The sequence below is a fragment of the Secundilactobacillus hailunensis genome (genome assembly GCF_005405185.1).
In the GTDB taxonomy this organism is placed as follows: Bacteria; Bacillota; Bacilli; order Lactobacillales; family Lactobacillaceae; genus Secundilactobacillus; species Secundilactobacillus hailunensis.
Genome location: NZ_BJDO01000036.1, coordinates 1 through 26,783, shown reverse-complemented (window position 1 = coordinate 26,783; position 26,783 = coordinate 1). Strand labels below are relative to the sequence as shown.

General features: G+C 39.3%; 24 protein-coding genes and 1 pseudogene. 6 read left to right on the top strand and 19 right to left on the bottom strand.

Annotated features, from left to right (window positions below):
• Positions 1 to 217: 217 nt before the first annotated feature.
• Both FFM73_RS09245 and FFM73_RS09240 read right to left on the bottom strand, forming a co-directional pair.
• Positions 218 to 691 carry an S-ribosylhomocysteine lyase gene (locus tag FFM73_RS09245; protein WP_137631471.1) on the bottom strand — a complete coding sequence of 158 codons (474 nt, stop codon included), beginning with the start codon at positions 689 to 691 and terminating at the stop codon, positions 218 to 220.
• A gap of 60 nt (positions 692 to 751) precedes the next feature.
• Positions 752 to 1,537 (bottom strand): carbon-nitrogen family hydrolase, encoded by a 786-nt coding sequence (locus tag FFM73_RS09240; protein WP_137631470.1) that lies wholly within the window; start codon positions 1,535 to 1,537, stop codon positions 752 to 754.
• Positions 1,538 to 1,693: 156 nt separating this feature from the next.
• On the opposite strand from FFM73_RS09240, the gene FFM73_RS09235 reads away from it, so the two are divergent.
• Positions 1,694 to 2,335 carry a histidine phosphatase family protein gene (locus FFM73_RS09235; protein WP_137631469.1) on the top strand — a complete coding sequence of 214 codons (642 nt, stop codon included), beginning with the start codon at positions 1,694 to 1,696 and terminating at the stop codon, positions 2,333 to 2,335.
• A 148-nt stretch (positions 2,336 to 2,483) separates the two neighbouring features.
• Positions 2,484 to 3,677 carry an acetate/propionate family kinase gene (locus FFM73_RS09230; RefSeq protein WP_137631468.1) on the top strand — a complete coding sequence of 398 codons (1,194 nt, stop codon included), beginning with the start codon at positions 2,484 to 2,486 and terminating at the stop codon, positions 3,675 to 3,677.
• Positions 3,678 to 3,783: 106 nt separating this feature from the next.
• On the opposite strand, the gene FFM73_RS09225 is transcribed toward FFM73_RS09230, so the two are convergent.
• The 4 genes from FFM73_RS09225 to FFM73_RS09210 all read right to left on the bottom strand — a co-directional run bounded on the left by FFM73_RS09225 (position 3,784) and on the right by FFM73_RS09210 (position 8,598).
• Entirely contained in the window at positions 3,784 to 4,866 is a 1,083-nt protein-coding gene (locus FFM73_RS09225; RefSeq protein ID WP_137631467.1) for an Ldh family oxidoreductase, read from the bottom strand.
• A gap of 367 nt (positions 4,867 to 5,233) precedes the next feature.
• On the bottom strand, positions 5,234 to 6,202 hold the full coding sequence (locus FFM73_RS09220) for an aldo/keto reductase family protein (protein ID WP_137631466.1): 969 nt from the start codon (positions 6,200 to 6,202) through the stop codon (positions 5,234 to 5,236).
• Between the two features lie 141 nt (positions 6,203 to 6,343).
• On the bottom strand, positions 6,344 to 7,606 hold the full coding sequence (locus FFM73_RS09215) for an oligosaccharide MFS transporter (RefSeq protein ID WP_137631465.1): 1,263 nt from the start codon (positions 7,604 to 7,606) through the stop codon (positions 6,344 to 6,346).
• Between the two features lie 17 nt (positions 7,607 to 7,623).
• Positions 7,624 to 8,598: a glycoside hydrolase family 43 protein gene (locus FFM73_RS09210; protein ID WP_137631464.1), complete on the bottom strand. Its 975-nt coding sequence runs from the start codon at positions 8,596 to 8,598 to the stop codon at positions 7,624 to 7,626.
• 547 nt (positions 8,599 to 9,145) lie between these two features.
• Between FFM73_RS09210 and FFM73_RS09205 the strand changes: the two genes are divergently transcribed.
• Positions 9,146 to 10,036: an ArsR/SmtB family transcription factor gene (locus FFM73_RS09205; protein ID WP_137631463.1), complete on the top strand. Its 891-nt coding sequence runs from the start codon at positions 9,146 to 9,148 to the stop codon at positions 10,034 to 10,036.
• Between the two features lie 242 nt (positions 10,037 to 10,278).
• Here FFM73_RS09205 and araA read toward each other — a convergent pair whose 3' ends face one another.
• The 3 genes from araA to FFM73_RS09190 are packed head-to-tail and all read right to left on the bottom strand — an operon-like array spanning position 10,279 to position 14,112.
• Complete coding sequence (gene araA / locus FFM73_RS09200; RefSeq protein WP_137631462.1) at positions 10,279 to 11,700, bottom strand: L-arabinose isomerase; 1,422 nt, start codon at positions 11,698 to 11,700, stop codon at positions 10,279 to 10,281.
• A gap of 53 nt (positions 11,701 to 11,753) precedes the next feature.
• The gene (locus tag FFM73_RS09195) at positions 11,754 to 12,482 is read right to left on the bottom strand and encodes an L-ribulose-5-phosphate 4-epimerase (protein WP_137631461.1); all 729 of its coding nucleotides are present in this window, start codon (positions 12,480 to 12,482) and stop codon (positions 11,754 to 11,756) included.
• Between the two features lie 16 nt (positions 12,483 to 12,498).
• On the bottom strand, positions 12,499 to 14,112 hold the full coding sequence (locus FFM73_RS09190; RefSeq protein ID WP_137631460.1) for a xylulokinase: 1,614 nt from the start codon (positions 14,110 to 14,112) through the stop codon (positions 12,499 to 12,501).
• A 385-nt stretch (positions 14,113 to 14,497) separates the two neighbouring features.
• Between FFM73_RS09190 and FFM73_RS09185 the strand changes: the two genes are divergently transcribed.
• Positions 14,498 to 15,529 carry an aldose epimerase family protein gene (locus tag FFM73_RS09185; protein ID WP_137631459.1) on the top strand — a complete coding sequence of 344 codons (1,032 nt, stop codon included), beginning with the start codon at positions 14,498 to 14,500 and terminating at the stop codon, positions 15,527 to 15,529.
• 126 nt (positions 15,530 to 15,655) lie between these two features.
• On the opposite strand, the gene FFM73_RS09180 is transcribed toward FFM73_RS09185, so the two are convergent.
• From FFM73_RS09180 to FFM73_RS09170, 3 genes are all read right to left on the bottom strand, one after another.
• Positions 15,656 to 16,741, bottom strand: coding sequence for a GntR family transcriptional regulator (locus FFM73_RS09180; protein ID WP_137631458.1), 1,086 nt, complete (start codon positions 16,739 to 16,741; stop codon positions 15,656 to 15,658).
• A gap of 254 nt (positions 16,742 to 16,995) precedes the next feature.
• On the bottom strand, positions 16,996 to 17,205 hold the full coding sequence (locus tag FFM73_RS09175; RefSeq protein ID WP_137631457.1) for a hypothetical protein: 210 nt from the start codon (positions 17,203 to 17,205) through the stop codon (positions 16,996 to 16,998).
• Between the two features lie 312 nt (positions 17,206 to 17,517).
• A complete protein-coding gene (locus FFM73_RS09170) occupies positions 17,518 to 19,143 on the bottom strand; it encodes a peptide ABC transporter substrate-binding protein (RefSeq protein WP_137631456.1) in 1,626 nt (541 codons plus the stop codon).
• A gap of 206 nt (positions 19,144 to 19,349) precedes the next feature.
• Here FFM73_RS09170 and FFM73_RS09165 point away from each other — a divergent pair, with 206 nt between their 5' ends.
• Complete coding sequence (locus tag FFM73_RS09165; protein WP_137631455.1) at positions 19,350 to 19,835, top strand: C39 family peptidase; 486 nt, start codon at positions 19,350 to 19,352, stop codon at positions 19,833 to 19,835.
• Between the two features lie 45 nt (positions 19,836 to 19,880).
• Here FFM73_RS09165 and FFM73_RS09160 read toward each other — a convergent pair whose 3' ends face one another.
• The 7 genes and pseudogenes from FFM73_RS09160 to FFM73_RS09135 all read right to left on the bottom strand — a co-directional run bounded on the left by FFM73_RS09160 (position 19,881) and on the right by FFM73_RS09135 (position 26,093).
• On the bottom strand, positions 19,881 to 20,258 hold the full coding sequence (locus tag FFM73_RS09160) for a hypothetical protein (RefSeq protein ID WP_137631454.1): 378 nt from the start codon (positions 20,256 to 20,258) through the stop codon (positions 19,881 to 19,883).
• 77 nt (positions 20,259 to 20,335) lie between these two features.
• Positions 20,336 to 20,761: a P-loop NTPase family protein gene (locus FFM73_RS09155; protein WP_137631453.1), complete on the bottom strand. Its 426-nt coding sequence runs from the start codon at positions 20,759 to 20,761 to the stop codon at positions 20,336 to 20,338.
• Between the two features lie 130 nt (positions 20,762 to 20,891).
• Positions 20,892 to 21,839: an acyltransferase family protein gene (locus FFM73_RS09150; RefSeq protein ID WP_235874492.1), complete on the bottom strand. Its 948-nt coding sequence runs from the start codon at positions 21,837 to 21,839 to the stop codon at positions 20,892 to 20,894.
• A 6-nt stretch (positions 21,840 to 21,845) separates the two neighbouring features.
• Positions 21,846 to 21,977, bottom strand: a complete 132-nt coding sequence (locus FFM73_RS13095; RefSeq protein ID WP_268920521.1) for a hypothetical protein — start codon at positions 21,975 to 21,977, stop codon at positions 21,846 to 21,848.
• A 127-nt stretch (positions 21,978 to 22,104) separates the two neighbouring features.
• Positions 22,105 to 22,695 (bottom strand): annotated as a pseudogene (locus FFM73_RS09145) (FGGY-family carbohydrate kinase); the annotation flags it as partial.
• Between the two features lie 110 nt (positions 22,696 to 22,805).
• Complete coding sequence (locus FFM73_RS09140; RefSeq protein WP_137631451.1) at positions 22,806 to 24,821, bottom strand: beta-galactosidase; 2,016 nt, start codon at positions 24,819 to 24,821, stop codon at positions 22,806 to 22,808.
• Positions 24,822 to 24,857: 36 nt separating this feature from the next.
• On the bottom strand, positions 24,858 to 26,093 hold the full coding sequence (locus FFM73_RS09135; RefSeq protein ID WP_137631450.1) for an MFS transporter: 1,236 nt from the start codon (positions 26,091 to 26,093) through the stop codon (positions 24,858 to 24,860).
• Between the two features lie 393 nt (positions 26,094 to 26,486).
• On the opposite strand from FFM73_RS09135, the gene FFM73_RS09130 reads away from it, so the two are divergent.
• Positions 26,487 to 26,747 carry a hypothetical protein gene (locus FFM73_RS09130; RefSeq protein ID WP_137631449.1) on the top strand — a complete coding sequence of 87 codons (261 nt, stop codon included), beginning with the start codon at positions 26,487 to 26,489 and terminating at the stop codon, positions 26,745 to 26,747.
• Positions 26,748 to 26,783: the final 36 nt, after the last annotated feature.

Genomic DNA, 26,783 nt, shown 5'->3' with positions numbered 1-26,783 from the left:
TATTTTATCACGAAAAAAGCTAAAATCAGTAGGTCTATTTAAGTATGCCCTAATTTCCCTAAACCATCTTATAAAAGGGTTGTCTTTTGGTAGAAAACGTGTTCAACAAAGCAGAGGCCTATATGTAAGGGGCAGTCGGCAAAAATCCAAGTTCAGGATTTTCACCAACTGCCCCTTACACACCGGTCTCTAACCGCTTTGTTTCACACTCTGCACTCTATACCGTATGCCGTTCAAATGGATCGTCACTAATACCGGCATCAACAATGTCGCGTGACCATTGTTTAGCTGAGAATAATGAATGGTCACGGTAGTTACCGCAACTATACTTATCAGTACCTTGAACATCTTTCCATTCGATCTTGTCGGCAATTTCTTCTAATGAACTCTTCAGTGCTTTAGCAACTTCATTAGTTGAATGTTCACCCCAAGTGATCAAATGGAATCCGGTCCGGCAACCGAATGGTGAGCAGTCAATGACGCCATCAAGACGGTCGCGTAACAGACCTGCCAACAGATGTTCAATCGTGTGCAGACCAGCCGTTGGGATTGCGTTTGTGTTAGGTTGTACTAACCGCAGATCATAGTTTGAAATCGCATCGCCCTTTGGTCCCTTTTCTACCGTAATCAAACGGACGTATGGTGCTTTAACCTTTGTGTGATCCAATGTAAAACTTTCTACTTTAGCCATAAAAAAACCTCCTTGAGATTTATATCTGTTCAGATCCTATTATACCATTGGTGACGAGTGTCATTCGTATAAATCAGGTCGTCGATCAGCAAATACGGGCATGAAACCGCGCACTTTATCCGTGGCGTTAATATCGATCGTCACCGTCTTCAGTTCCTCTTCGTGCCCAAGGTACAACACGTTATTGCCCAGCGGATCGATCACAACCGAATTCCCGCCAAACCGGTTTTCCGGATCAGCACCGACCCGGTTAACGCCCACCACAAAGCTTTGGTTTTCAATTGCCCGTGCAGCCAACAATGTGCGCCATTGTGGCATCCGTGGTGTTGGCCATTCTGCTGGAACAAAGATAATCCGGCTGTCATTTAACGACAGTGTCCGCAGCCATTCGGGGAAACGAATGTCATAGCAGATCACACTGGTGGCCGGAACACCCTTCACCTCAAACTGGTCTTTCTTACTGCCTGGCGTTAAGAATTCATCTTCATGCATTAAGCCAAACAGATGCACCTTATCATAGGTTGATAGCAATTCACCATTTTCATCGATAATGTAGGTTGTATTAAAGAATTGATTGCCGCGTTTGGTGGCAACCGAACCAGTATGGATCATAATGTGATACTTTTGAGCCAGCGCCTTAAAAACGTGTAGCGTCTGCAGACCATTTACATCCGCAATATCGTTAAACCGGCTCAGATCATAGCCCGTGTTCCACATTTCTGGAAAAACTACGATATCGGCTTGTTCAGTTGCCGCTTGGGCAACAAACGATTCAATTCGCGCAAAGTTTTCGGCTGGTTTACCAAAACTAACGTCCATTTGTGCTACTGAAATTGTAATTTTCATTTCAACGCCTCCGAATTCAATTTTTAGTATAATACTGACAGTTTGACTATCAAGCAAAAATTAATAATGGCACTTAAATTTATAAAAAAACGAGGTTGCATCTCGAATCATTTTCCGCCACAATAAAAGAAAAAACGCACGAAGGAAGTTGTCACTATGAATTCATTCACCGTTTACCTAGTTCGTCATGGCAGTACGACGTTAAATAGCTTTAACCGGATGCAAGGCTGGATCGATTCCGACCTGTCTGATGACGGTATCCAGCAGGCTCAGCAGGCTGCTGAAAAATTACAGTCAATCACCTTTAACCGCGCTTTCTCTTCTGATTTAGGTCGCGCAGTTAGCACCCGTAATCTGATTTTGAAGCAGCTTCATCAGCAGCCTCAAGAAATTGATCAGCTGCCCGAATTTCGCGAAGTCAACTTTGGCTTCTTTGAAGGCTTAAACTCCGATGACATCTGGGCTGGTATCGCGGCCCCCTACGGCAAGCACAGCCAAGGTGACCTGATTACCTTAGGTGGCCTAAAAGAAGCCCGTGATGCCATGAAGCAAAGCGATCCATCACACACTGCTGAGGACTATGATGAGATCATCGCACGCATTAAAAACGGCTTTAAAGCTCTGCGTGAGCACTGTGAGCCTGGTGAAACCATTTTACTGGTCAGCCATGGGACCATCATTCGCACGATTGCCGATTATTTAGGCGTCGATACGGTAGATAATTATCCCCAAAATGGCGGTGTCAGCAAACTGATCGTTACCCCTGATCAAGTCGTCGTCGAAGCCTATAATCAGTAACGTTGAAAGGCTGGCTTTCATGCTTTAAAAACGCGTTATAATGGGATTTCGCTTAATGAGCGAATCCTTTTTTTACTTTTACTTGAAAACGGTTTCATACTTCGCTAGACTAGATATGAGTGATAAAAAACAACGAGGTGGGAATGACATGACAAAAATATTAGCAGTAAATGCAGGCAGTTCAACTTTGAAGTGGAAATTATTCTCAATGCCGGATGAAACGGTGATTGCTTCCGGTTTAGTCGACCGTTTAAACTTACCAGGTTCAATTTTCACCGTCAAACGGCCAGACGCCGAAAAGTATGAAGTGAAAAAGGATAATATTGACTATCATTTAGCAGCTGCAATGGTTCTGACTCACTTGAAGGATGCAGGAATCGTCAAACACTTACACGAAATTACTGGTGTGGGTCACCGAATCGTAGCTGGCGGTGAAGTTTTCACTGATTCCGCCGTCATCACCGATGAATCGCTCAGACAAATTCATGAACTAGCGGAGTTTGCCCCCCTGCATAATCCAATCGAAGAAGAATACATCAAAATTTTTCAGCAGTTGCTTCCCGACGTTCCTCAAGTAGCCGTTTTCGATACTGCACTATACGCTAATATGCCTAAGATCAACGCGCTATATCCCATTCCCTACGAATATTATAAGCAGTACGGTGCCCGTAAGTATGGCGCTCATGGAACCAGTCACCGCTACGTTTCGGCCAGAGCTGCTGAACTGCTTGGCAAACCACTATCCGACTTAAAGCTGATCACGCTGCATTTGGGCTCTGGTTCATCGGTTACCGCCTTCGACCACGGTCACGTCATCGATACTTCCATGGGCTTTACCCCGCTAGCCGGTGTCATGATGGCCACCCGTTCTGGTGATATCGATCCCTCGTTAGTTTCATTTTTAGCTGAAAAAATGGGCGTTAAAATGAGTGAAATGATCGACATTTTGAACCATAAATCTGGGCTGTTGGGAATTTCTCAGTTATCACCTGATCAGCGTGATCTGGAGAAAGTTCAGGATAGTAATCCGCAAGCCAAATTGGCACTGGATATGTTCGCCAACCGGGTCGTCCGCTACATCGGTTCTTACATCGCCGAACTAAATGGCTTGGATGCCTTAGTCTTTACAGCTGGATCTGGTGAAAACGGTATTGATATGCGTCAAAAAATCGTTGATCAATTAAGCTACTTTGGTATTCAAATTGACCATGACCGCAACCAGGTGCGTGGTAAGGAACGGGTCATCAGCCCAGATGATGCTCCAGTAACGGTAATGGTCGTCCCTACCAATGAAGAATTAATGATCGTTCGGGATGTGCAAAGATTAACACAAGGTGCGTAAAGCTGTTTTCTGACATCCATAATAATTAATACGCTACAACTAAAAATGGCGCTAAGTTCCCATCACACGGGGGCCTAGCGCCATCGTTTTATCTAAGTCGACTAACTTACAGTGCCTGAGGTGCCCTTACACCAACTTCATCACCAACTTTAGCTAATTCAGCAGCAGTTTTATCATCGATCAGGACACCCTGCTTTTGATTTTCAGCATAGCGTTTATATTCTCGGTCACCAGGAATTTTAATTTCCGTCCCCGGCAGATGCTTCAGATGCCGAATCCGGTTAAACATTTCCGTCACGTTGCCCTTTAGCGTATCCAGATCGCCAAATAAAGCTGGGTCCATGGTCATAAAGAACTGGCTGAAATCATGCTTCCCCTTGTTGGTGTCAGCTGAAATCGATCCTTGAGCCAAAATTCCCGTCAGCAGTTCGATCACCAGTGAGTTACCGAATCCTTTATAGTTCGAATTGTTTTCCAAATTACCGCCTAGGGTCAACACACCACCATCGGGACGGTCATCACTAAACGCGATGGTTGAGAGATTATCCTCAACGCGTTGGGCATCCTGATCGACTTGACGATCTTCACCAACGGCCCATTCACCAGGAATGTTTTCGCCCTTCTTAGCTAGTACCTGAATTTTACCGCTTGAAACCACGGCAGTTGCACCATCAAAGACAAATGGATGCGGCTCAGCAGGAAAGGTAAAGGCAAAAGCGTTGGAACCTAAGAAAGCCTCTAACGCATTAGTAGGGAGCACTAGTGGCCGAGTATTGGTTGTGGCAATCCCAATCAAACCTTCCTTAACGGCCATTCGGCCATAGTAGCCAGCTGTGCCGAAATGGTTAGAATTCCGAATAACCGCAATGGAGACCCCTATTTTTTTCGTTTTTTCAATTAAGCGTTTCATGGTAAAACCAGAAGCAATCTGTCCCATGTTCTTGTTGGCATCAACTAACATACTGGTTGGCGTATCCCGTAAAACTTCTGGCTTGTTAGTGGGAACGATTGTACCGTCTTTGATCATATTCGTGTACCAAGTGATCCGTTGAATTCCGTGCGATGAAATCCCTCGTAAATCAGCGTCTACCAAGGTGTCAGCTAAAAATTCACCATCTTCTTCAGAGAAATGGTAAGCAGCCAAAACCTGCTTTAAAAACGTTTTTTCTTCCTTTGCATCAATGCGCATCAGTCATACTCCCCTTCTTAAATAAAATCTGTTTGAAACCACAAAAAAAGTCCCTGTTATTAAAACAAGGACGATCAATGTCGTGGTGCCACCTAAATTTACAGTTCTTGAAAACTGCCTCAGTCCGCTCATTCAAACGGTGCACGATAACGGCGTGTTGACCGTAAACGTCGCGTGAACGCGTTTAGTACTCCGAGCTCATCTTCACCAGCTGCTAATTATGCCTTCCCATTCAGCGACACTCTCTAAAAATTAAAAGTTGGTTACTCTTCTCATCAACATACAAGAATTATAATTTAATATCATAATAATTCTTGGGAGGGGAAAAAGCAAGGTGGAAAAAAGTAGTTAACTGTTGGAACAATCTTTAACCAATTTTTCTTGAAAACTTCTTAAATCCAAATAATTGATCAATTCGATGATAATAATCAGTTGGAATCTCCAAATCAATTGCCTTTAAATTATTCTTCAACTGTGAAGGTTTGCTGGCCCCGGTAATTAAGCTCGAAATTCTTGGGTCTCTGAGCGCCCAAGCTAAGGCAAACGTTGGTAAATCTGTATCCAGTTCAGTAGCCATCTTAATCAAGGCTTCGACTTTATCCAAGTTATCTTCAGTTAAAAGAGCCCTGATTTGATCTTGATAAGTTGCTCGTGAACCTGCTGGAATTTCGTTCCCCTTTCGATATTTACCTGTCAATAATCCTTGGGAAAGTGGTGAAAATGGAACCACTCCTAGACCAAGATCATCACAAACATCCAATAGCTCATGTTCAATATAGCGATCAAACATATTATATTGTGGCTGAACAACTGCCATTGGATGTAAGCCACGTTCCTGGATAATTAATTGGGCCTCTAAGATTTGAACTGGTCGCCATTCACTGACACCATAATATAGAATTTTACCTTGATCTACTAAATCGCTCAATGCCTGCAGGGTTTCTGCTAACGGAGTTTCCGCATCAAAGCGATGACAGAAATACAGGTCCAGATAATCCGTCTGCATGTTTGTTAATGATGTATCAACAGATTCCATGATATGCTTCCGAGACAAGCCACGATCATTCACACCATCACCGGTTGGAAAAAAGACTTTGCTAGATAAAACTAGCTCCTTACGAGGAAATTGCTTCAATGTCTTACCAAGAAACTTTTCCGCAGCCCCACCACTGTATGCATCAGCACAATCAAAAAAATTAATACCATTTTCAAATGCCAGCTTGATGCTTTGCACGGCCAAATCTTGTTTGTCTAGATTGCTGACATCTGTCATCCAACTGCCTAATGCGATTTCACTTACTCGTAACCCCTGTTTACCTAAATTACGATATTTCATTTTAGCTGCTCCCTTTCATCACACTGTGAAGTTACAATTTATTCGTTTGATAGTTAATCCTATAAAATCTTATGATATACAAAAAATCTCAGAAACTAGTTCTGAGATTTCATACATAAAACTACCTATTTCTTCTTACCGTTACTTACCGTTACTTTCAGTTGCTTTAACTTCACCAGCAGCTACACGATTTTCCTTAGTTAAAAATAATGCAGCAATAATTGTGGCAACGACAACAATTCCGCCAAGAACAAAGTAAGTGTGTTGGAAACCAATTGAATCATACAGATTACCAGCAACAGTAGAGAAGATGAAGACAGATATTTGTTTAGCAAAGTTTGAAGCTAACGCGTAAACCGTCGCGTAAACCCGGATATCAAAGGCCCCAGCAATGTACTTCATGATTGAAGTTAATACCAAAGGCATTTCGAACCCAGCTAACAAACGAAGAATGACAACCCAAACAACACTAGGAGAAAGCGCACTACCAATAATCCGAATAGCTAAGATACAGCCATAAGCAATCAAACCATTTCGTGAACCAATCTTGTTAATGATCCATGGCATTGGGAACATGAGTAAGAATTCCAAAGCAATTTGTGCAGTGGTCATATAACTGTATGCAGTAGTCCCAGCAGACGCAGTTTTAAAGAAAGTCTTAAAGAAGATGATGAATTGTTGATCAAACACATCATACAAAGCAGAAGTACCAATGTAGAAGATTGATAGAATCCAGAAGTTACGAATCTTGAAGATTTTACCAATTAAACTCCAGTCAAGTGAATCATTAGTGTCACCAGCAGCGGCGGCATTTTCCATGTGAATCTTATCACTGAAAAGGATGGTGCAAGTTAAAATGGCACCCATAACAGTACATGCCCAGAAAATTGAGTTAGGGCTCCATAGGAAGAGCTTACCACCGAAGAATGAGGCACAGGCACCGGCTAGTGAGCCACCCATCCGTGAGTGAGCATATTCAAATCCATTGGCTAGGCTAGCACGTTGAACATATTGTTCAACAACTGAAACACCACCGTTAAATACGAAACTTAAGAAAATACCGGTGATAACAGCAACTAACGCAGCGTTCATGTGTACCAATGGTAAGAATAACCACTGGAAGTAAGGTCCAATTAAAATAGCAGCAATCGCAATTGTAACTAATAAGTTCTTTTTAAAGACTAATTTATCAGAAATAACCCCAAAAATTGGTTGAAATATTAGAGACATACCGGCCATCATTGAAAATACAAATCCAGCTGTAGTCCCGTTTAGATGGCCAACCTGCTCCATCCAAAGTGTTAAGTACCCATTAATAATTTGCCACATAAAGAAGTAAGTAAAGTGGGTAACTGGGAAACCCCAGAAATCCTTCTTTTTACTCGTTTTAACTGTGTTATCCAAGATATTTCACTCCTATTCTATTCGTAATTATAAGGAACCGGCTTACCGAAGTGCGGTGTCCCGTCATCGTTCCACGTAAAGGCTTGAACCTTAGTGTGCCGGTTAGGATCATAAAGCGGATCACCCTTAATTTCGGTATAGTCGCGACAGTGATAAACCATGATATCAGTCTCACCGTCTTCAGCAACGGTAAACGAATTATGACCAGGTCCGTATTGATGAGTTGCTAAATCACTTTGGAAAACTGGTTCCTTTGATTTCGACCAATTAGCTGCATCTAGTAAGTCAACATCATCATTAACGGTAAGCATACCCATTGCATAATTTTCATCAGTAGCACTAGCAGAATAAGTTAAGAAATAACGACCATTTCTGTGAATAATGGCTGGCCCTTCGTTGACCCAAAACCCTTTAATTTCCCAAGGATATTCTGGCTTTGAAAGCATCACTGGATCAGTCTTCAAAGTCCAAGGATTTTCCATTTCAGCAATATATAAATTAGAATTACCACGAATGGTCTTATCTTTTTGAGCCCAAACATAATAGAGCTTTCCATTTGCTTCAAAACAAGTAGCGTCTAGTGAAAACGTGTCCATATTTGTTTTGACTTGGCCACGTTCAATCCAGTTATCTTCACTTGCCATAGGATCATCTGTATCACATTCAATACAAAACATACGATGTTGAAACATACCGTTTTCATCTAATGCTGTAGTCTCTGCTGCAGCGAAATAAATGAACCACTTGCCATCGATATAATGTATTTCTGGCGCCCAGATTAGCTGACTCATGGGACCGTTTTCATGCTTACGCCAAATCGTCCGTGGAGCAGCATGTGCTAAGCCGGCTAATGTTTTAGCTCGACGGATTTCAATCAAATTATAGGCAGGCACCGAAGCGGTAAAATAATAATAACCATCAGTGTGTTTGTAGATATACGGATCTGCCCGTTGAACAATAAGCGGATTAATATATTGATTTGTATTCGCCATATTTGCATTCTCCTTAAGATTTTTCACTACGTAGTTTGCTTCCTTTTTGTGCACGTGATTATCATATGATGGACAGTAAGCGATTACAACATGGTTTTTAATGTTTTTTGATATTCTTTGCATTTATAGCAATATAAACGTTGCTCAAAATCATCTGTGTTACTAAATTAGGTCCTAATAAAAATAAATAAATTATTTTTATACTGATAAATATAAAATAAATTCCGCTATTTATTAAATGATTTTTAGACATATTAACCAATATTATATTTATAACAAGCTATCATTTCCAAATATTCAGATACAAACAAACTTTTTTTACTTAATAACTACTAAAACAGGCATTTTATTCAACCTTAGTATTATCAAAATAATTTAATTTTAATTTCGCACAATAAATCATATAAATTTTTATTACTTTCATATTTTTTCATTTCGTTATTTAAAAGCAATAAAAACATTGTTACAATTAAGCTAGAATTAATTTTTCCCTTTAAGACAAACTCATTGCTAATTTATTCACAATAAAAACTGGAGGTTACCGTTAATGGAATCTGATATTTCAGAAAGTTCTTTACCTGTATATAAAGCCTTAGCAAGCCCTGTTCGGTTAAAAATCATTCAAGAACTTTCTATCCGTAAAATGAGCGTACAGGAACTATCCACCATCCTTAATCTTAGCGGCACCATCGTACTCCAACATCTTAATAAGCTAGCAAAGGCTGGCATTATTAAGTTCGAAAGAGTCGGCCACAATAAGGTTTCTCGTTTAACTGTTGATAAAATAAATGTCCATTTTCCAAAAACTATTTACCCCGAGTTTGAATCTTACACCACGCAAGTTCCTGTCGGTCATTTCACTAATTTTGCTGTCCAGCCCTCCTGTGGATTAGCTGGTAAGACTGATTACATTGGTAAAGTAGACAATCCTGCCTACTTCATGGATCCAGATAGAATATCTGCTGGTATGATCTGGTGGTGCAATGGTTTCGTTGAATACCAGTTTCCTGATTATCTTACTAAGGAAAATAAATTAGAGATGTTAGACTTATCCATGGAATTAGGCTCAGAATTTCCGTTCTCAAATAACGTTTGGCCCTCTGACATTACGTTCTATATCAATAGTACTGAAATTGGTACGTGGACCGCTCCAGGCGACTTTTCTGACACTCGTGGCAAATACACCCCTGAATGGGTTCCTGACAACGTTAATCAATACGGTATTATGAAAACTTTGCGATTAACCCATGATGGCAGCTTCCTAGATGGTCAACCATTTACTGATGTCTCATTAGAAGACATCGATACCCATAAACAAATATTTGCGGTCCGTTACGGTATAAAAAGAAATGCTAAAAATAACGGTGGCTGCACAATTTTCGGTAAAGGGTTCGGTAATTACAATCAGGATATTGAAATGAAATTATTTTATAGTTGATCCGTAAAATAAAAGAACCTGAATATAAGTCGGTATATTAAAAGCGTAGACAAACTTTCTTAAATCGAAAGCTTGTCTACGCTTTTATGTCTCAACTGAATTTAAATTATGACGAGATTTTTTTTACTAAAATCATACTCCGTTAAAGTACTACTGAGTATCTATCATAATATTGGAGAATCACCAAAAGGCCTGAAATAAAATACTTCCAGACCTTTTGATTACTTAGAATTAAAATACTATTACTTGATGTTAACTAAGTGTAAGTTGACCATCTTAGTAAAGTCTTCAACTTGTTGTGCAGTTACACCGAATGAGAAGACAGTATGGTGACCACCACCGTTTTGAATCCATTGGGTAGCACCTTCCTTAAGACCGGCCTTTGGTGTCCACATTTGCTTAGCAACAGGCAACTTCGGCGTTTCATCAGCCTTGTGACCAGAAACTTCATACATAATCAAACGGTATTCATCACCAAAGTCAGCTAAGGTAGTATCAACAGCATCACCTTCGCCACCAGCAAAGACCAAACGAGCTGGATCTTCACGGTCACCAATGTCTAGTGGGTGAACTTCAATCTTAGGCTTGTCAGTAGCTAGGGTTGGATCAACTTCTAGCATATGTGAACCAAGGATTGCTTCGTGGCCCTTACGTAAATCAAGGGTGTAGTCTTCCATAAAGCCAGTCTTCTTGTTGTGGCTGATGATCTTCATTAAGCGGTCAAGAGCAGCAGTCTTCCAGTCACCTTCACCGGCAAACCCATAACCTTCAGCCATCAGTAATTGAACAGCCAAACCAGGTAATTCCTTCAAGCCATAAAGATCTTCGAAGTTATCTGAAAAGGCAGTGTAACCACGAGCGCTCATGAAACGCTTCAAACCAAAGTATTCACGAATTTGATACTTAACGTGATCTTCGAAGAAGGCCTTATCATTGTCGCCAGGGTTCATGGTGTAGGTCTTAGCTAATTCATCATACTTCTGGTTGATATCAGCATCAGTAACCTTGTTCATTTCAGTTACTAAATCACCGACAGCGTAGTAGTCAACGGTCCAGCCAAGCTGAATTTGAGCTTCAATCTTGTCACCATCAGTAACGGCAACGTTACGCATCTTACCACCAAATGACATAACTTTGATTTTGAAGCTTTCGTTGTAAGCAACAGCAACGTCTTGCCAGTCGGCAATTTCGTTTTGAACTTCTTCATCGCCCCACCAACCGTAAACAATCTTGTTGTTCATACGAAGACGCGCATTGATATAGCCGTATTCACGGTCACCATGAGCACTTTGGTTCAAGTTCATGTAGTCCATGTCGATGGCCTTATAAGGAATGTGATCCAAGTATTGAGTAGCCAGGTGCAGTAATGGCTTTTGCAATAGTTGAGTCCCACGAATCCACATCTTAGCAGGACTGAAAGTATGCATCCAAGTAATCACACCGGCAACTGAATCATCATGGTTAGCATCCTTCATCAACTGAGTAATGTTATCAGCTCTAGTAGCTGTCAATTTAAATTCGATTGGGTAAGGTAAGTTACCTGACTTGTTTAATTTATCAACGATGTCTTTGGCATCTTTTTCAACTGACTTTAATTGTTCGTCACCATATAAAAATTGACTACCAGTGACAAACCAAAACTTGTAATCTGGGGTACTTAACATAATAGAATATCTCCTTTTTAAATTTAATGATTTTAAAATTTGATAACTTTAATTTATGAACGAGCTGCATGGTCCTTTGAATGGGCATTATTCTGACCATAGTACGCATTGGCACCATGTTTACGGTAATAGTGTTTATCTAATAGATACTGTGGCAATTCGGAACTCTGATGGGTTAGTTGCATCGTGTGGAAGTCTTCTTCAGCGACAACTTCCAAAACTTTGGAATTGTAAACGGCTTTATCAGGTGTTGGACCCCAAGCAAATGGACCATGCTGACTAACTAGGGCAGCTGGCACGGCTTCATAATCTAAGCCGCGTTCTTTAAAGGTTTTGACGATTGTCTTACCAGTATTGCCTTCGTAATCTTCTTCGATCTCTTCCTTGGTTAAAGCGTCCGCAGCCGGAACATCACCAAAGAATGTATCCGCATGAGTCGTATTCATGGCTGGAATATCCATCTTAGCAGCAGCAAATGAAACTGCCCAAGGCGAATGCGTATGAACAATTCCACCAATCTTTGGAAAATGATTATACAAATACGTATGGGTCGGAGTATCACTGGACGGATTCATTTCACCTTCAACGACTTCACCCTTTAAGTTCACAACAACCAAGTCTTCAGGTCTTAATTTGTCGTAATCAACACCAGATGGCTTAATGACGAAAAGTCCCTTATCACGATCGATACCTGAGACGTTCCCCCAAGTAAAAGTGACTAAACCTAGTTCAGGAAGCTGCATATTGGCTTCATAAACTTCTTGCTTCAGATCTTCTAACATTTAAATATCTCCTTTATTAAAGCTCAATTGTATCAACTGCAGCTCTTTCGACATCCAAACCCTTTTTATAGGAACTGATAAATGAGTTGTACCCTTTAACACCATCGGCATTGGGCGTCACCGTTTCACTCTCTGAATTTGCAAAAACGCGATTGTCTAAGTAATCAGCTAAACTTTCAGTATTTGCCCCAGTTGATTTAGCCAAAGTATATAGCCCCAATACTGCCATTCCCCATGGGCCACCTTCACCAGCATTACTCATTACAGTAATCGGTGTATCCAAAGCATCCGCCAAGACTTGTTGGCCAATCTTTGGTGTCTTGAATAAACCACCTTGAGCAATGAAAACATCCGCCTTGATGTGTTCCTCATTGACTAAAATGTCATTGCCAATTTTTAACGGTGCAAATGCTGAATACAGATGTGTCTTCATAAAATTAGCCAAATTAAAGTGACTGTTTGGTGTCCGGACAAACATCGGCCGTCCTTCTGGCATTTTAGTGATATTTTCCCCTGACAGATAGGCATAACTTAGTAAATCACCAGCGTTATCATCAGCGCGTTCTGTGCTATTAAAGAGTGCACCATACAAATCATCAGGCTTCAAATCAATTCCAATCTCTTTGGCAAACTCACCAAACAATCCTACCCAGGCATTAATATCTGACGAACAGTTATTGGTATGAACCATAGCAACTGGCATACCATCTGGCGTGGTCACCATATCAATATCTTGATGAACGCTATCCATCGGTTGGTCTAAAACAATCATTGAAAATGCCGAAGTACCGGCCGAGATATTACCAGTCCGCTTACGAACCGCATTAGTGGAGACCATCCCAGTTCCAGCATCCCCTTCTGGCGGAGCCATTAAAGAACCAGATTGCAGCGTGCCATTCGGATCAAGCAATTGAGCACCTTTAGCAGTTAGGTTCCCGGCAACTTCACCCGCTAATTTGATATCAGGTAAAATGTCCCTTAAATTCCAGAGATACTGTTGAACATTACTCTGAGCTTCAAATTTCTCAATCATTGCTGTTGAATAAGTTTTAGTAGCAGTATCAATTGGGAAAATTCCTGATGCATCGCCAATTCCCACTACCTTTTTGCCTGACAACTTCCAGTGAACGTAACCAGCCAAAGTAGTCATGAAATCAACGTTTTTAACGTGTTGTTCCTGATTCAAAATGGCTTGATATAAATGAGCAATGCTCCAGCGTTGCGGGATGTTAAAGTTGAACAGCTTGGTTAATTCATCCGCGGCTTGTTCGGTAATATTATTACGCCAGGTTCTAAAAGGTACTAATAAATTATTATCCTTATCAAATACCATGTAACCGTGCATCATGGCACTTACACTGATTACACCGATCTTAGTTAATTCAATACCATAATCATCCTTGATTTTCCGAACCATTTTTTGATAACTAGACTGAATACCCTTCCAGATGTTTGAGACAGAATAGGTCCAAATATTATTGACCAGTTCGTTTTCCCAGGTATAGTCACCACTAGCAATCGTTGTAAAATCATCTGTCACAAGTACGGCTTTAATTCGTGTTGATCCTAGTTCAATTCCCAATGAGGTCTGACCATTGACTATTTTTTCTTTAATCTGGTTTATTTCCATATCTGTTTCCTCCAGATAACCATCAATTCAAAATTTGTTAATATATTAATCGCTAACACGTTAAATATTATTATATTTATGCTAATAAATCAACACATTTATCATTTATACGTATACAAATTTTAAAAAAATAGCTTGAAAGCTGTTTAATCAGCCTTCAAGCATTCAATCTTTTCATATTTCGAATTTTCTGTGCCCTTCCATGATTCCTGCTATAACCTTGATAATCTTAGATACACGTATACAAAATTATTACTTTATAAAGATTAAAACTGTCTCAACATTGTCAAAATAAAGGTAATTGACATTTATACGGATAATTATTATTGTTTTAATAGTGCATATATGTGCAACTACTGTTCAATTTTAAAAGGAGTGTTTAATTTTGAAAGCTTATAAAACTGATTTTGATAGCTACAAGGACCAAAAAGTAACCGCCTTTCACCTAGAAAATGATAATGGTGTTAGGATCACAGTGCTCGATCAAGGCGGCATCATTGCTGAAATAAGTGTCCCTACGGAAAACGGCCAACATAAAAATATGTTATTACAATACCCTCATACCGCTGATTATTATGCTAATCCTTTTTACGTCAATATGATGATTGGAACCGCTGCAGGTCGCATTAAAAATGGTCAATTTAAGGTTAGCGGAAAAACAATTCAAGTTACACCCAATGAGGGACATAATACCCTTCACGGCGGTCCCAATGGATTTCACTCAGTTAACTGGAACGGCGAGCTTAAATCAAGTGATAGTTACACTCGAATTATCTTGAAACACCACTTTAACTCTAATCCTGGCGATTTTCCTGCTATCTCTGTAACTGTTACCTATACTCTGAAAAATGATAATACGTTCAGAGTCCAATTTACGGGTGAATCCGATGAAACAACAATTTTCAACCCAACTTACCACACCTACTTCAATGTAGGTGATGAACCCACCATTAAGAATCAAATTTTGCAACTTAATAGCCATCGTCATATGGATGTTGACACAGAAAAGATTCCAACTGGTAAATTACTTGACAATATCAACACCCCATTTGATTTTACGACACCACAGAAGTTGGGAACCGCCATTGATAAAATGCAAGATACAACTGAAAAGGGTTTTGACGACATTTTTGAAGTTGAACCATCTTTGACTGATCAAACGATTGCTAAGCTATCTGACACAATTTCAAATCGGTCAGTTACTTTGCATTCAAGCCGAAATGGATTAGTCGTGTTCACCGCTAATTCATTTACACCAGATATGAACTTAACGATTGGCCACGGTGCGCCATATATGGGTATTGCTCTGGAAGCTCAAAACCTTTCTGATGCAACACGCTTTGAAAACTTTGGTGATATCACATTACAGCCTGGTGTACCAAAGTCTTATGAAATTATGTATCAATTAACTTTCTAGACCATAAAAGGTTAACTTCAATTTAAAAAAGTTTTGATATTAATGGCCAATGCCAGTTAATATCAAAACTTTTTTTATTTGGGCGAAACAAAAAGGAAGACCTACAACAGATCTTCCAATATCGGTTTAATTAATCTTCTTAACCGACTTACGAATGACCATTTCCGGTTCATATAAAATCGATTTAGCTGGCTTTTTGGCAATTAAATTAACCAGTAGCTGTGCTGCATCATGCCCCATTCGTTCTTTTTCATGGACCATCGTTGTAATTGCAGGATTGATATAACGTACAACATTATAATCGTCAAATCCAGTAATTGAAATATCATCCGGAATCGACAGGTTCATCGATTTCACCATATCAATGACTCGGATAGCTAATTGGTCGTTATAACACACAATTGCCGTTGGCCGATTATTCGACTGGATGCCATGCTCAACTTTAGTTAACACTTGTTTAATGGGATCCATTGACTGATACATAATAATATTACTTTTAAGTGCAATACCGGCATGCTCTTGGTAGGCTTGAATAAAACCATTCATTCGGTTGACTCCCTGCATATCGTCAACTTGGAATACCCCCAAAATGCGTTCATGTCCCTGTTCAATTAAATAGTTAGTTAATCGTTTCAAAGCCCCTTTGTCATCGGTGGTTACCGAAGGCGCATGAAGCTCTGGCATGCCATAAGTGGCATTAATAAATACCACAGGCAAACCCAATTCACCAATTTTTTCGTATAAATCACGATTAGTTGTTGGTAAGGTACTTTGAGTCGGCTCAATAATCAACCCTGCCACATCACTTTGAAGCATTGTGGTGAGCGATCGTCGCTCTAATTTTGGATCATTGTGCGTATTAGCTAACAGTATCGAATAGCCATTATCAGAAATGATCTGATCTGCACCGCTAATAATACTAGGAAAAATATAATTAGCAATGTGCGTTGCAATCACACCAATCATGCGATTAGAGTTTTTCCCCTTTGCATGTGCGGTTTGCCAATCGTTAACATACATACCGCCACCTTGGATTCGGTAAACAAAATCTTCGTTTTCCAGATCTCCAATCGCTCGACGAATCGTATACCGACTAACGTTAAATATCTTCATTAATTCAGTTTCAGTGGGTAATTTTTCGCCAATAGGATAGTCACCTGACAGGATTTCTTCCTTAACCCCATTTTCTACAATCTCATATTTTGCCGACATACTAAAAGCTCCCATTTTAATCTTGTTAACCATCATACTTATTAACAAGTCTTTAATTATTGATTACTAGAAACAGAAAAAGATTTAACCTAAATTCCCGTTGTTTACTTGATATGCACGTAATGTAGTATAACAATTTTACGGTAAGGCCACTCGATTTATAAGGTAATTTGCCAGAAATAATTTATTAATAATAAAAAAGCCCAGACAAATTACCGTCCAAGTTTCTTTACGATACTATTCGTAATCCCCATTTAATTACCAATCTTCTTACGGTGTAAAATCAAAGAATCTACTAGCGTGACAATTCCTAGTACGATCATAGCAGTATCCAACCAGAAATAAATATTCGTCATCGTTTCGTGAGTGATCGTTGACGCAGCAGCAACCATTACAACGATTGCAATCCAGAATTGAAAGTCTCTATAAAATTTAGTGTTAAATTTTAATTGTTTATTATTCATGGTGTAATAACTCCTTACTTAAGCTCATTGAATGCGTTATCACTATTGTGCTTCATTTTTTATACGGACGCAAGTGATTTATTTATTCAATTAACATTGGTCAATCCTATGGAGCCCATAACTAAGGGACTTAGGCATCTAAATTCATTTGATAAATTTAGACTCTTTACGTATTTAAATTTTGTTGTTTTTCTTCACACCCTACTAACTCTACATTAATTTAATAAAAATCCCCCTCCAACCAGCCAAGCCCAACTTACAGCTTGCCCACTTAAAGGGGAATTTCAATATTTACTTTATATTATACATCCATTACTTAACATACGTATTCTTAAAGTTATAGTTAGCACCCGCTGAATTATAAACAATGTTCTTCACGTTTGGACTTAGAAGCCATGGTGCAGCTGATTGATACAGTGGCGTAATCCCTTGATCCTTTAACAGGATGTTTTGGGCTTTAACCATATCATTCCAACGTTGGGTTGGTTTGTTTGCATCAGTCGTGTTGGAAGCTTTGATCAACTGATCATAGGTACTGTTTGACCAATCTGAGATATTGCTTGAGTTGCCCTTGGTGTAAATGTTCAGGAATGTAATTGGATCTGAGAAGTCCGCAAACCAGTTAGCAAAGGTGACTTGGTAATTCCGTGAAGCTTGCCGTGCCAAAACGGTCCGGAACGGAATGTTAGAAACAGAGACCTTCAAACCTGGCAGATTCTTTTCCAAAGCATTTTGCAGGTACTCAGTGACTTGCTTTGCAGCATCAGTATCCGGCGCTAAGATGGTAAATTTAGGATTGGTGATACCGACTTCTTTGAGCCCTTGTTGCCATAACGTCTTGGCCTTAGCTGGATTGTACTTCATGGAAGCAGGTGCAGTTGTATCTGCAGTGAAGTCTTTACCAGTCTTAGGGTTAACAGCTAAGCCTTTGGAAACAAAGCTATTGTTGACAATTGAGCCATCACCCAAGACCTTCTTAGTGATCTGTTGCCGATTAACCGCCATAGAAATTGCTTCACGAATCTTCAAGTTCTTAAATAATTTCATGTGCTGGTTCAAAGCTAGATAGTAACTGCTTGATTGTGGCCGTGAAATCAGGTCCTTATTGTTTTTAAGATTCTTAGCCTGGTTACCAGTCAATGGCGCACCGATTAATTTCTTTGAATTATACTGGTTCAAAGCTGTTTGATTATCCTTAACCACTTGATACTTGATAGAACTCATCTTAACAGCCTTTTTATCCCAGTAATCGTTATTCTTAGCAAGTGTCCAGGTTGTACCAGTCCCGTTCCACTTAGTCAGCTTGTAAGGCCCGTTGTAAACCATCCGGTCACTTCTAGTCCCATAGCCATTACCGTATTTATTGACCACTTTTTGGTTTTGCGGATAAAAGACTGGGAAGCCCAGCAGCAACTTAAAGTACGGAATTTGATGATCCAGATTGATCGTCAATTGATACTTACCAGTGGCTTTAATACCTAAAGTATTCGGTGCCATCTTACCCTTTGAAATTGCATCGGCATTCTTGATACCGCTAAATAAATATGAATACTGTGAAGCGGTTTTCGGATCCACAGTCCGTTGCCAAGAATAAACGAAATCTTTGGCAGTGACCGTATCACCATTACTCCACTTCGTATTGTGCCGCATATCAATTACGTAATGCCGACCATTGTTGGTTTGTGTCGTCTTAGTTGCCAATGCGGTTTCCGGTTTGCTATGGTTTCCTAAACGATATAACCCTTCATTGGTGTTATTCAACATATCAAAGGTCCCTAACGCAGTTGACTTTGAAATATCAACTGTTGATAATTCGGTATCAGTTGGCATCGTAAACGTTTTCTTTTGACTTGAACTGCTACTTGAACCACAAGCACTGAGGATTAACGCTAACCCGGCTAGGCTGGCGGTAACCGCCCATTTTGGATTGAACTTCATATTCTTTTCCTCCTAGACAACTCATCTGATCTATATCATCAATTACTCATATTCTATCACATTTATGAGTAAATACACATATTTATTTAATGTTTGTTTAATATTGTTAATCGTTATTTCATCAAAGTTGTTGTTCCTAGTAGAAATCTATTGCTTTCATTCAATAAAAACTGTTATGCTTAATCCCAAAAGTGAGGTTAACTGACATGAAAAAATTAACCGTTCCACTCATTGCCCAACGTCCTGAATTACCAACTGGCTGTGAGATCACCGCAGTCACGATGCTCCTGCAAGCCGTTGGCGTACGGGTCAATAAGGTACAACTAGCCCACGAAATGCCTTACGATGCCAGCGACTGTAATAAGGGGTTTGTGGGCGACCCATTTACCGAGAATGGCAACAGCATCTACCCGCCTGCTCTCATTGAATTGATCACTAAATACGCTGGTCACGCTACCGACCTAACGGGTGCTTCATTATCAAAATTAAAAGCGCAGATCGACCAAAACCATCCCGTTGTGATCTGGGTCGGCGAATTTGACGGTTTTCACACCCATGCTTTAACGCTGATCGGCTACGATGCTGATAACGTCATTGTCAACGACTGCTGGACCGAGAAAACTGAAAAAATATCCAATCAGCAATTTGCCGAAATACGGGCACATTTGAATAACCGTGCCATCACAGTCTAAAAAGAACCATTGATAACCGCAACACGGTCATCAATGGTTCTTTGATTATACTTTTAATGCTGTCTGATCATTTTCATCGGCTAAGTAAGCCCGGCCAGTATTTTTAACAATGACACAACTCGTCAAATACTGATTAAGCCGCTGCTTAAACGAATTAAACAGGTCGTCATAGGAAATCTCGGTTTCTCCCTTGTTATACAGTACCTGTACAAAGTCATCATATTCATCTTCAATGAGCTCATTGATACTGCGGACGTTTAAATAACTAGGCGGGTTGTTCCCTTGTTTATGATAATTCTGAGTACAGGCAACTTCCTTATCCAAAACGTCTGGGGCTATTCCCATTGCCTTGATGATATCCTCAGATGATGGCAAGCCGAATTTCTCAATAATTTCATCGGGTTCCATATTAGGTTGAGGCATCTATAGATCACTTCCAGATTTTTTATTTAGGTTTGTTGGAAATTTGATAACGAATGAATTTTCAAAAAATTGAGCAACTAAGCAATCCGAATGACTAGCCGGCTGTTTTGAACACCGAACACGGTACGCTGACAGAAACGGTTCATGACTGTTTTTAGGAACACGGCCACAATTTCCGCTAGTTGATCAGTATCCTGACCACTAATCGCTGGCTGATGATAGCGAATGGTCAAAATCGCCTGGTGATGCTGATGATCAGCACGAACCGCAGCCAATCTGGCCGTCCCCTTTTCTTTACTAGCGGTGTAGGGCACATCCGTCTGCCACTCATCCGTCCACGGACTCTGCGAGAGTAATAGTTCGTGAATCGCCATCTCCAGCTGCTGACCAGTAGTGACGTGCCGTTGATTACAATGATCGAGCCAGTCAATATAAACCGGTAACTGAAAGACAAGTGTGGTATTGATATAGCTCCCCCGCTTTCCAAAAATCCATTGTTGCAAGCAGTATACAACGGATAACTAAAATGGTTATAAGAAATTACCCATCTTTAATTTAAATTAAGGAATTTTGTAAACTCGCTTTTTATAATGTGTTTTTAGTAATAGCTAAAAAGAAATAACTGCCTTATTTTCAATGTTTAATTCGCCGCCAAATAGCATGAATTCCAACAGCGGACGCGAAGGACAGCAACCAAGTTCCGATGTAGGTGACTAAGATTCCCCAGCCCACGTTGATCATGATCAGATGTTTACCAATCATCAGCCAGATCAATTGCTCCCAAAAAACGTTTGAGAGAAACGCTTTGTAGGCAAAGCCAGCTAAATAATGAACGAGCCGAGTCATGGGTCGTTGCCGTTGAATTTGACTCAGCGCCACCACCGCAACCAAAGCAATGACCGCTAAATCATAGACCACCATCGAAGGCTTATAATACGGTGCGTTCGTCAGTTTTACCGGATAGCCAAACGCGAATAACTCCCGGCAGATCCAGTAAAAACTAGCGATACAGATGATTAAAATAGCGCCCCACCATTTCTGCAGCCATGGATTGACGGTTTTACGATACTGCCAGGCAAGCGTACCCAAAATACCGTAAATCAAGAAACTGATAAACAGCCTATCAGTTAAATACCAATCGGTCATGTGGGGGCCATGAAAGACTTCACAATCGTAAAACACCAACCAGAGTCCGGTTATGATAAGGGTTATCGCAACAACAATCCATCCGCGCTTCGGCACCGTCTGACACCACCGGCCAATCAGCCAAAAAAGCGGCATAAGCAGTATAAACTGCAACATCATCGTGTTATACCACAAATGTGGGGCAGCGTTACCGTTAATAAACTGCCAGACAAAACTTTCCCAGCTATAATAGTGTCTGACCTGCTGGACCCAGGGCATCACCAGCAGATAAATACTAGTCCACCAAAGGGTCGGCACGAATAGGCTATGCCATGACCGTCTCAGATATTGCTGATAAGTAATCGCAGTATCAACGGTCGTTCGAATCGTGGTGTACAAGATACCAAAGATAAACGCTGGTGCGGTAAATTTCACTAAATTGTAAACAGCGCCGATAACCAGCTACGTCGTTGCTCCCGGCATTGTCCTTAATGTCAGACTCAAAATCGGCTGCAACATCACCGCAGTACAAGCTGTTAATTTGAGATAATCACCGATATCGGCAATTTCTCCCGTATGTAAAATTCGTTTCACGAAATCATCTCACCTCCCTCCTCATAGTGCTATTGTAAAGTAATTTATCATTTAGATAAACGTCCCATAACACAAAAAGCAGCGCCATCCGCTAACGAATGACGCTGCTTACTTTTCTTAATGACAGTTAATTATTCTCACGCCTGTAAGCCAACAACTGCTTGCTAATCCCCTTGGTCTGATCGTAAACCTGTGCGTAGATCTTATGCAGCTGATCATACTTCTTAGCATTATCAGGATTTGGTACGTAAGTCTTGCCAAAATGAACAAACTTCTCCGCACACTCCTGGAAATCTTTGAACCAGCCGAGGCCAACAGCGGCAATCATGGCAGCTCCCATGCCGGGGCCCTGTTCGTTGGTTAAGCTGACCACTTTTTTATTAAAGATGTCGGCTTGAATTTGCAGCCACAGTGGGCTCTTGGCACCACCACCAATGGCGACGACCGTATCAAACTCCTTATCGTTCTCATCATAAATATCCATGATATCTTTGAATGAGAAGATAATGCCTTCCAATACAGCGCGGACAAAATCGACCTTCTTGTGCGTGCCGTCAACTCCTGTAAAGCTCCCCCGGATATCGGCATCTGGATGCGGTGCTCGTTCGCCAACAATGTATGGCGTATAAAGTAACCCGTTAGCCCCCACTGTCGACTTAGCCGCACTATCAGTGAAGACCCTCTTAAACCAATTCAGCAAATGTCTCGTTGCCAGCGTCTGGCGTGATGGCTCTTTGACAAACATCCTAAAGTAAGAGGTATGACGGAGGATCAAAAGGTACCCCATAATTGAAACCAACTATAGGGTACCTTTCACCGAATTAATAATCAGCTTATTTTTTTAACAATCGCTACATCCCAAGCAGCAAGTGACAATTCGTGCTGTGAAGAAATATTTTGACCACTAATAAGCTCTACATCACCCTCAATATTCTTAATTTTTTGACTAGTCGACGAAAAGTTTAAATAAAATTCGATTGTATCTCCTGCAGAATTAATTGCATTTTTTACAATGATTGGAAACTTTTCGCTTGGCCTAGTAATCTGAATTTTATCCACATATGATTGAATAATTTTATGCAACACTTCACTAGATGGAAAACAACCAATATACATTGTTGAGCCTTTCCCAAATTTATTTTGTGTAATAGCTGCATATTTTGACCAATTTGGATCAGAATATTTTGCTAATACTTTTGCGCTATCTGGAATTAATAACTCTATCCAATCATGCAATTGCAAATCAGTTACATCTTTTAGTTCTGATGAAACAGGGGCCAATTTACAATCATCTTGTTCTGGATTTACGAACATTTCATAATGTACGCCACATGCTTCTGTAATGATACCTGGTTGCACAGTAGTTCTGACTTTTAAATCATCTTTTGCAAAACCGGATCTGAATGTATAAATTATATTTCCACCATTTTTAACATATTCATTTAATTGTTTCAGAAATTCATCACTAGCAGCATATAGCATTGGTACAACAATTAGCTTATATTTATTTAATTGAATATGCTTTTCATCAGTGATATCGGTTCTAACATTTAATTTATAAAATTCGTCATATAGCGCACGATAAACGTCATTATAATCTCGTTTATCTGAAAACGGAAATTGATCAACACCTGTTAGACTCTGATTACTTACTAAAAAGGCTACTTCAGAGTTAATTTTTAAATTTGAAATCTCTGGTGATAATTTTTTTAATTCTTTGCCTGTTTTTGCTACCTCATAATAAACTGGGTTAGGTTTGAAATCATGACTTAAAATTCCCTTCCAATATGTTTCATAAGAATTATGAATTGAATGCCAGTGCCAATATTCAACCATTTGGGCTCCTGATGCAATATGACTATAAGCATTTAATCTTAATTGACCTGGATAGGGTACTTGATGCCGATATGCCTGTGCCTGCGTTTCTATTACCAAATAGCTTTTATTTTTACCAGTTCTTGCTTCATCACCAGCAAAAGATGCTTCTGCCCCTGTAAGTAATGTTCTGGCCGGATGATATACATCAATACCGACATAGTCCAAATTATCATCAATATCAAAATGATCTGCTTCAGCTCTTACCCCATACGAATAGCCTTTCCATCCAAAATCTAAATTATGAGTAATGAACTGATCATTTTTCTTATATTCACTCACTAAATCATATTGCCATTTTAAATATTCAGTGACTAAATTTCTCTGAAATTTCTCAAACTCAGCGTTTAAACTGCCGTTGATACTACCATTGACAGATGGAAAATCATCCCATGAATTAATTTCATTACTCCAATACGATAGTCCATACTCATGATTTAATTTATTCAAGTCACCATTAAATTTATTCCGTAAATAATTTTGAAAAGCTTTTTGTACATTTTCACTAGATGTACCATAGTGATGCGTTTCATTATCAATTTGGTATCCAATAATTCCTGGATGATTGCAAACATGTCCAATCATTTTGCGAATAATTCGCTCAGCATAAGTTCTAAAGACTGGACTCGATATATCCATTTTTTGTCTCTCACCATAGAGTGTACGGACTCCATTGTTTTCAACCATAACTTCTGGATATTCCTTTGCAAGCCAAGCTGGAATTGCATACGTTGGCGTGCCAACAATGACATGAATATTTGCTGCATACATAGCATCTAACACCTTGTCAAGCTTAGAAAAATCAAATTTTCCATCCTGATACTCATAGGTACTCCACGTACTCTCACCAATGCGCACTACATTTACATTGGCATCCTTCATCATTTTAATATCTTCATTTAAGCGATCATATGGTAAATATTCATAATAATATGCGGTCCCATATAATATTTCATTTTTCAATTGCATATCTGTTCTCCCATTCTAATTATGCACATTTTTCTATTATCTTTTAACTCCCTTAATCATGAACATTGAGAAACCACCGATTAATGAGAAAATTGCTGAAACAATAAAAATTCCGGAATATCCAAATGACGAAATTACCGTTGCAGCAATTACTGGTGCCACTGCTTGTGGAAGCGAATTTCCTAAATTATAAACACCCAAGAAAAAAGCAACCCGATTTTTATCTGGTATAACTTTCAAATTAAGTAAATTATCCAAAGAATTCCACATACCCATCCCAATACCTGCAGAAAAGGCATATATTATGATACCGAGTTCATTGCGTAATATGAATAATGCTATAGCCCCGATTGCTAAAAAGAAAGTCGCAATTACAATTGGCATTTTTAAAATTTTAAATTTATCAGAAATAGGTCCAGCTACAAAGCCCATAAAGATACCTAAAACTAACATAATTGTGTTAATCAATTGAATGGATGATTGTGTCTGACTACCACGATGCAAAAAATCCGTCATGATATACAAGATGTAACCTGTAATTGCAAAATTACCAATTCCTTGAAATAGTTTACCTATTAAAGCTAAGTAATAATCCCTGCCTTTTTTCCAACTAGGGAAAACTGTTTTAAGATCCTTCCAGGAAAAACGTTCTTCTTTAGATTTCTTTTGAATCTTTTCATCTAAATTAGAAGGTTCATGGACAATTAGTGCAGAAACGAGAATGCCTACAAACGTAAAAATCCCAAAAATTATAAAACCTAATCGAAATCGGCTCAAAAATAATGCCCCAACAACATTAAAACCATTATTTCCTAGCGCCATACCTAAGCCACCATACGCTGAAGATGCCGTCCCTTCACTACCTTTGGGTGCCATATCAATCCACGCCACAATTGGTGCAACCATGAAGTTTAATCCAACATTTGTCAACATCCAAAAAATCAACAATACTGGAATATTAGGTGAAAATGCTGCGCCTACTGATGTTAGCATAAAGAAGAATGCCCCAACAACCATCGATGGTGTTCTTTTACCAAATCTTGACCTAGTATTATCAGATACTGCTCCTGCAATAATATTTGAAATCGCAGATACAATCATTCCACACATTGAAAATATCGCAACCAATTTAACTTTATTTGCTGGATCTAGATTTTGAATTAAGGCTGGCAGAAACAAACTATTAATTACAACATAGGGTCCGAGCCAACTAGCTGGTCCTAAAATTAACCCAGGTACAAGACGTATTAGCGGAATTGTTACTTTTTTCATGGTTTCTCTCCTTTTTTAATTTTCTAGCAATACTTTTGCTATTAATGTTAAAATTATAGAGTAACCTGATTTATTATACAGAGAAATAATCGTTATTATATATCAGACTAATCAATTACTTTTACTATAGGACAATTTTTAATAGAATAATTCTTAGATATAAAATATTGAATCTATTACCTATCCCCTACAAAAAGTAATATTAATTATTACTTGTAAAATAAACCAGTACATAGAATACTCTTTACAGATATCTGTATGCATTGCAGGAAGCCAAAGAAAGCGCTTTCCTAAGTTCCCTGTAATACATTATGCCTATTCATGCGTATAAATCACAGTGACATATCGATGAATTTTTTATCCAAATCAGCTATTTATTGAGAGGTCGTAAAAATGAATTTTTTAAAGAATGCTAAAAGATTACCAGTCTTAGATTGGAACCTGACTTTTTTTGGTGCACATGAACAAACTGTGAACTCAGATTGGCGAGTCCCACTTGAGAAACATTATGCCTTTGAATGTATCTATATTATTGATGGAACAGAATACGTAGAATTTAAAAATCAAACTTTTAATTTAGAAAAAGGGGATTGTCAACGCCGATGTGAAAATGTCGTTTTTTGCCGATTAAAAAATGCTGTTTTTTACCGATAAGGTTTACAGTGTCTCACTGCTCCTTTCTTTATTTTG

What these genes read in the sequence shown, in the direction of transcription:
- FFM73_RS09180 (WP_137631458.1), bottom strand. Translation starts at nt 16,741, where the DNA reads ATGTCGGCAAAATATGAGATTGTAGAAAATGGGGTTAAGGAAGAAATC.
- FFM73_RS09225 (WP_137631467.1), bottom strand. Translation starts at nt 4,866, where the DNA reads ATGCGCATTGATGCAAAGGAAGAAAAAACGTTTTTAAAGCAGGTTTTG.
- FFM73_RS09235 (WP_137631469.1), top strand. Translation starts at nt 1,694, where the DNA reads ATGAATTCATTCACCGTTTACCTAGTTCGTCATGGCAGTACGACGTTA.
- FFM73_RS09130 (WP_137631449.1), top strand. Translation starts at nt 26,487, where the DNA reads ATGAATTTTTTAAAGAATGCTAAAAGATTACCAGTCTTAGATTGGAAC.
- araA (WP_137631462.1), bottom strand. Translation starts at nt 11,700, where the DNA reads ATGTTAAGTACCCCAGATTACAAGTTTTGGTTTGTCACTGGTAGTCAA.
- FFM73_RS09230 (WP_137631468.1), top strand. Translation starts at nt 2,484, where the DNA reads ATGACAAAAATATTAGCAGTAAATGCAGGCAGTTCAACTTTGAAGTGG.
- FFM73_RS09195 (WP_137631461.1), bottom strand. Translation starts at nt 12,482, where the DNA reads ATGTTAGAAGATCTGAAGCAAGAAGTTTATGAAGCCAATATGCAGCTT.
- FFM73_RS09205 (WP_137631463.1), top strand. Translation starts at nt 9,146, where the DNA reads ATGGAATCTGATATTTCAGAAAGTTCTTTACCTGTATATAAAGCCTTA.
- FFM73_RS09175 (WP_137631457.1), bottom strand. Translation starts at nt 17,205, where the DNA reads ATGAATAATAAACAATTAAAATTTAACACTAAATTTTATAGAGACTTT.
- FFM73_RS09165 (WP_137631455.1), top strand. Translation starts at nt 19,350, where the DNA reads ATGAAAAAATTAACCGTTCCACTCATTGCCCAACGTCCTGAATTACCA.
- FFM73_RS09245 (WP_137631471.1), bottom strand. Translation starts at nt 691, where the DNA reads ATGGCTAAAGTAGAAAGTTTTACATTGGATCACACAAAGGTTAAAGCA.
- FFM73_RS09240 (WP_137631470.1), bottom strand. Translation starts at nt 1,537, where the DNA reads ATGAAAATTACAATTTCAGTAGCACAAATGGACGTTAGTTTTGGTAAA.
- FFM73_RS09220 (WP_137631466.1), bottom strand. Translation starts at nt 6,202, where the DNA reads ATGAAATATCGTAATTTAGGTAAACAGGGGTTACGAGTAAGTGAAATC.
- FFM73_RS09190 (WP_137631460.1), bottom strand. Translation starts at nt 14,112, where the DNA reads ATGGAAATAAACCAGATTAAAGAAAAAATAGTCAATGGTCAGACCTCA.
- FFM73_RS09160 (WP_137631454.1), bottom strand. Translation starts at nt 20,258, where the DNA reads ATGCCTCAACCTAATATGGAACCCGATGAAATTATTGAGAAATTCGGC.
- FFM73_RS09140 (WP_137631451.1), bottom strand. Translation starts at nt 24,821, where the DNA reads ATGCAATTGAAAAATGAAATATTATATGGGACCGCATATTATTATGAA.
- FFM73_RS09170 (WP_137631456.1), bottom strand. Translation starts at nt 19,143, where the DNA reads ATGAAGTTCAATCCAAAATGGGCGGTTACCGCCAGCCTAGCCGGGTTA.
- FFM73_RS09135 (WP_137631450.1), bottom strand. Translation starts at nt 26,093, where the DNA reads ATGAAAAAAGTAACAATTCCGCTAATACGTCTTGTACCTGGGTTAATT.
- FFM73_RS09210 (WP_137631464.1), bottom strand. Translation starts at nt 8,598, where the DNA reads ATGGCGAATACAAATCAATATATTAATCCGCTTATTGTTCAACGGGCA.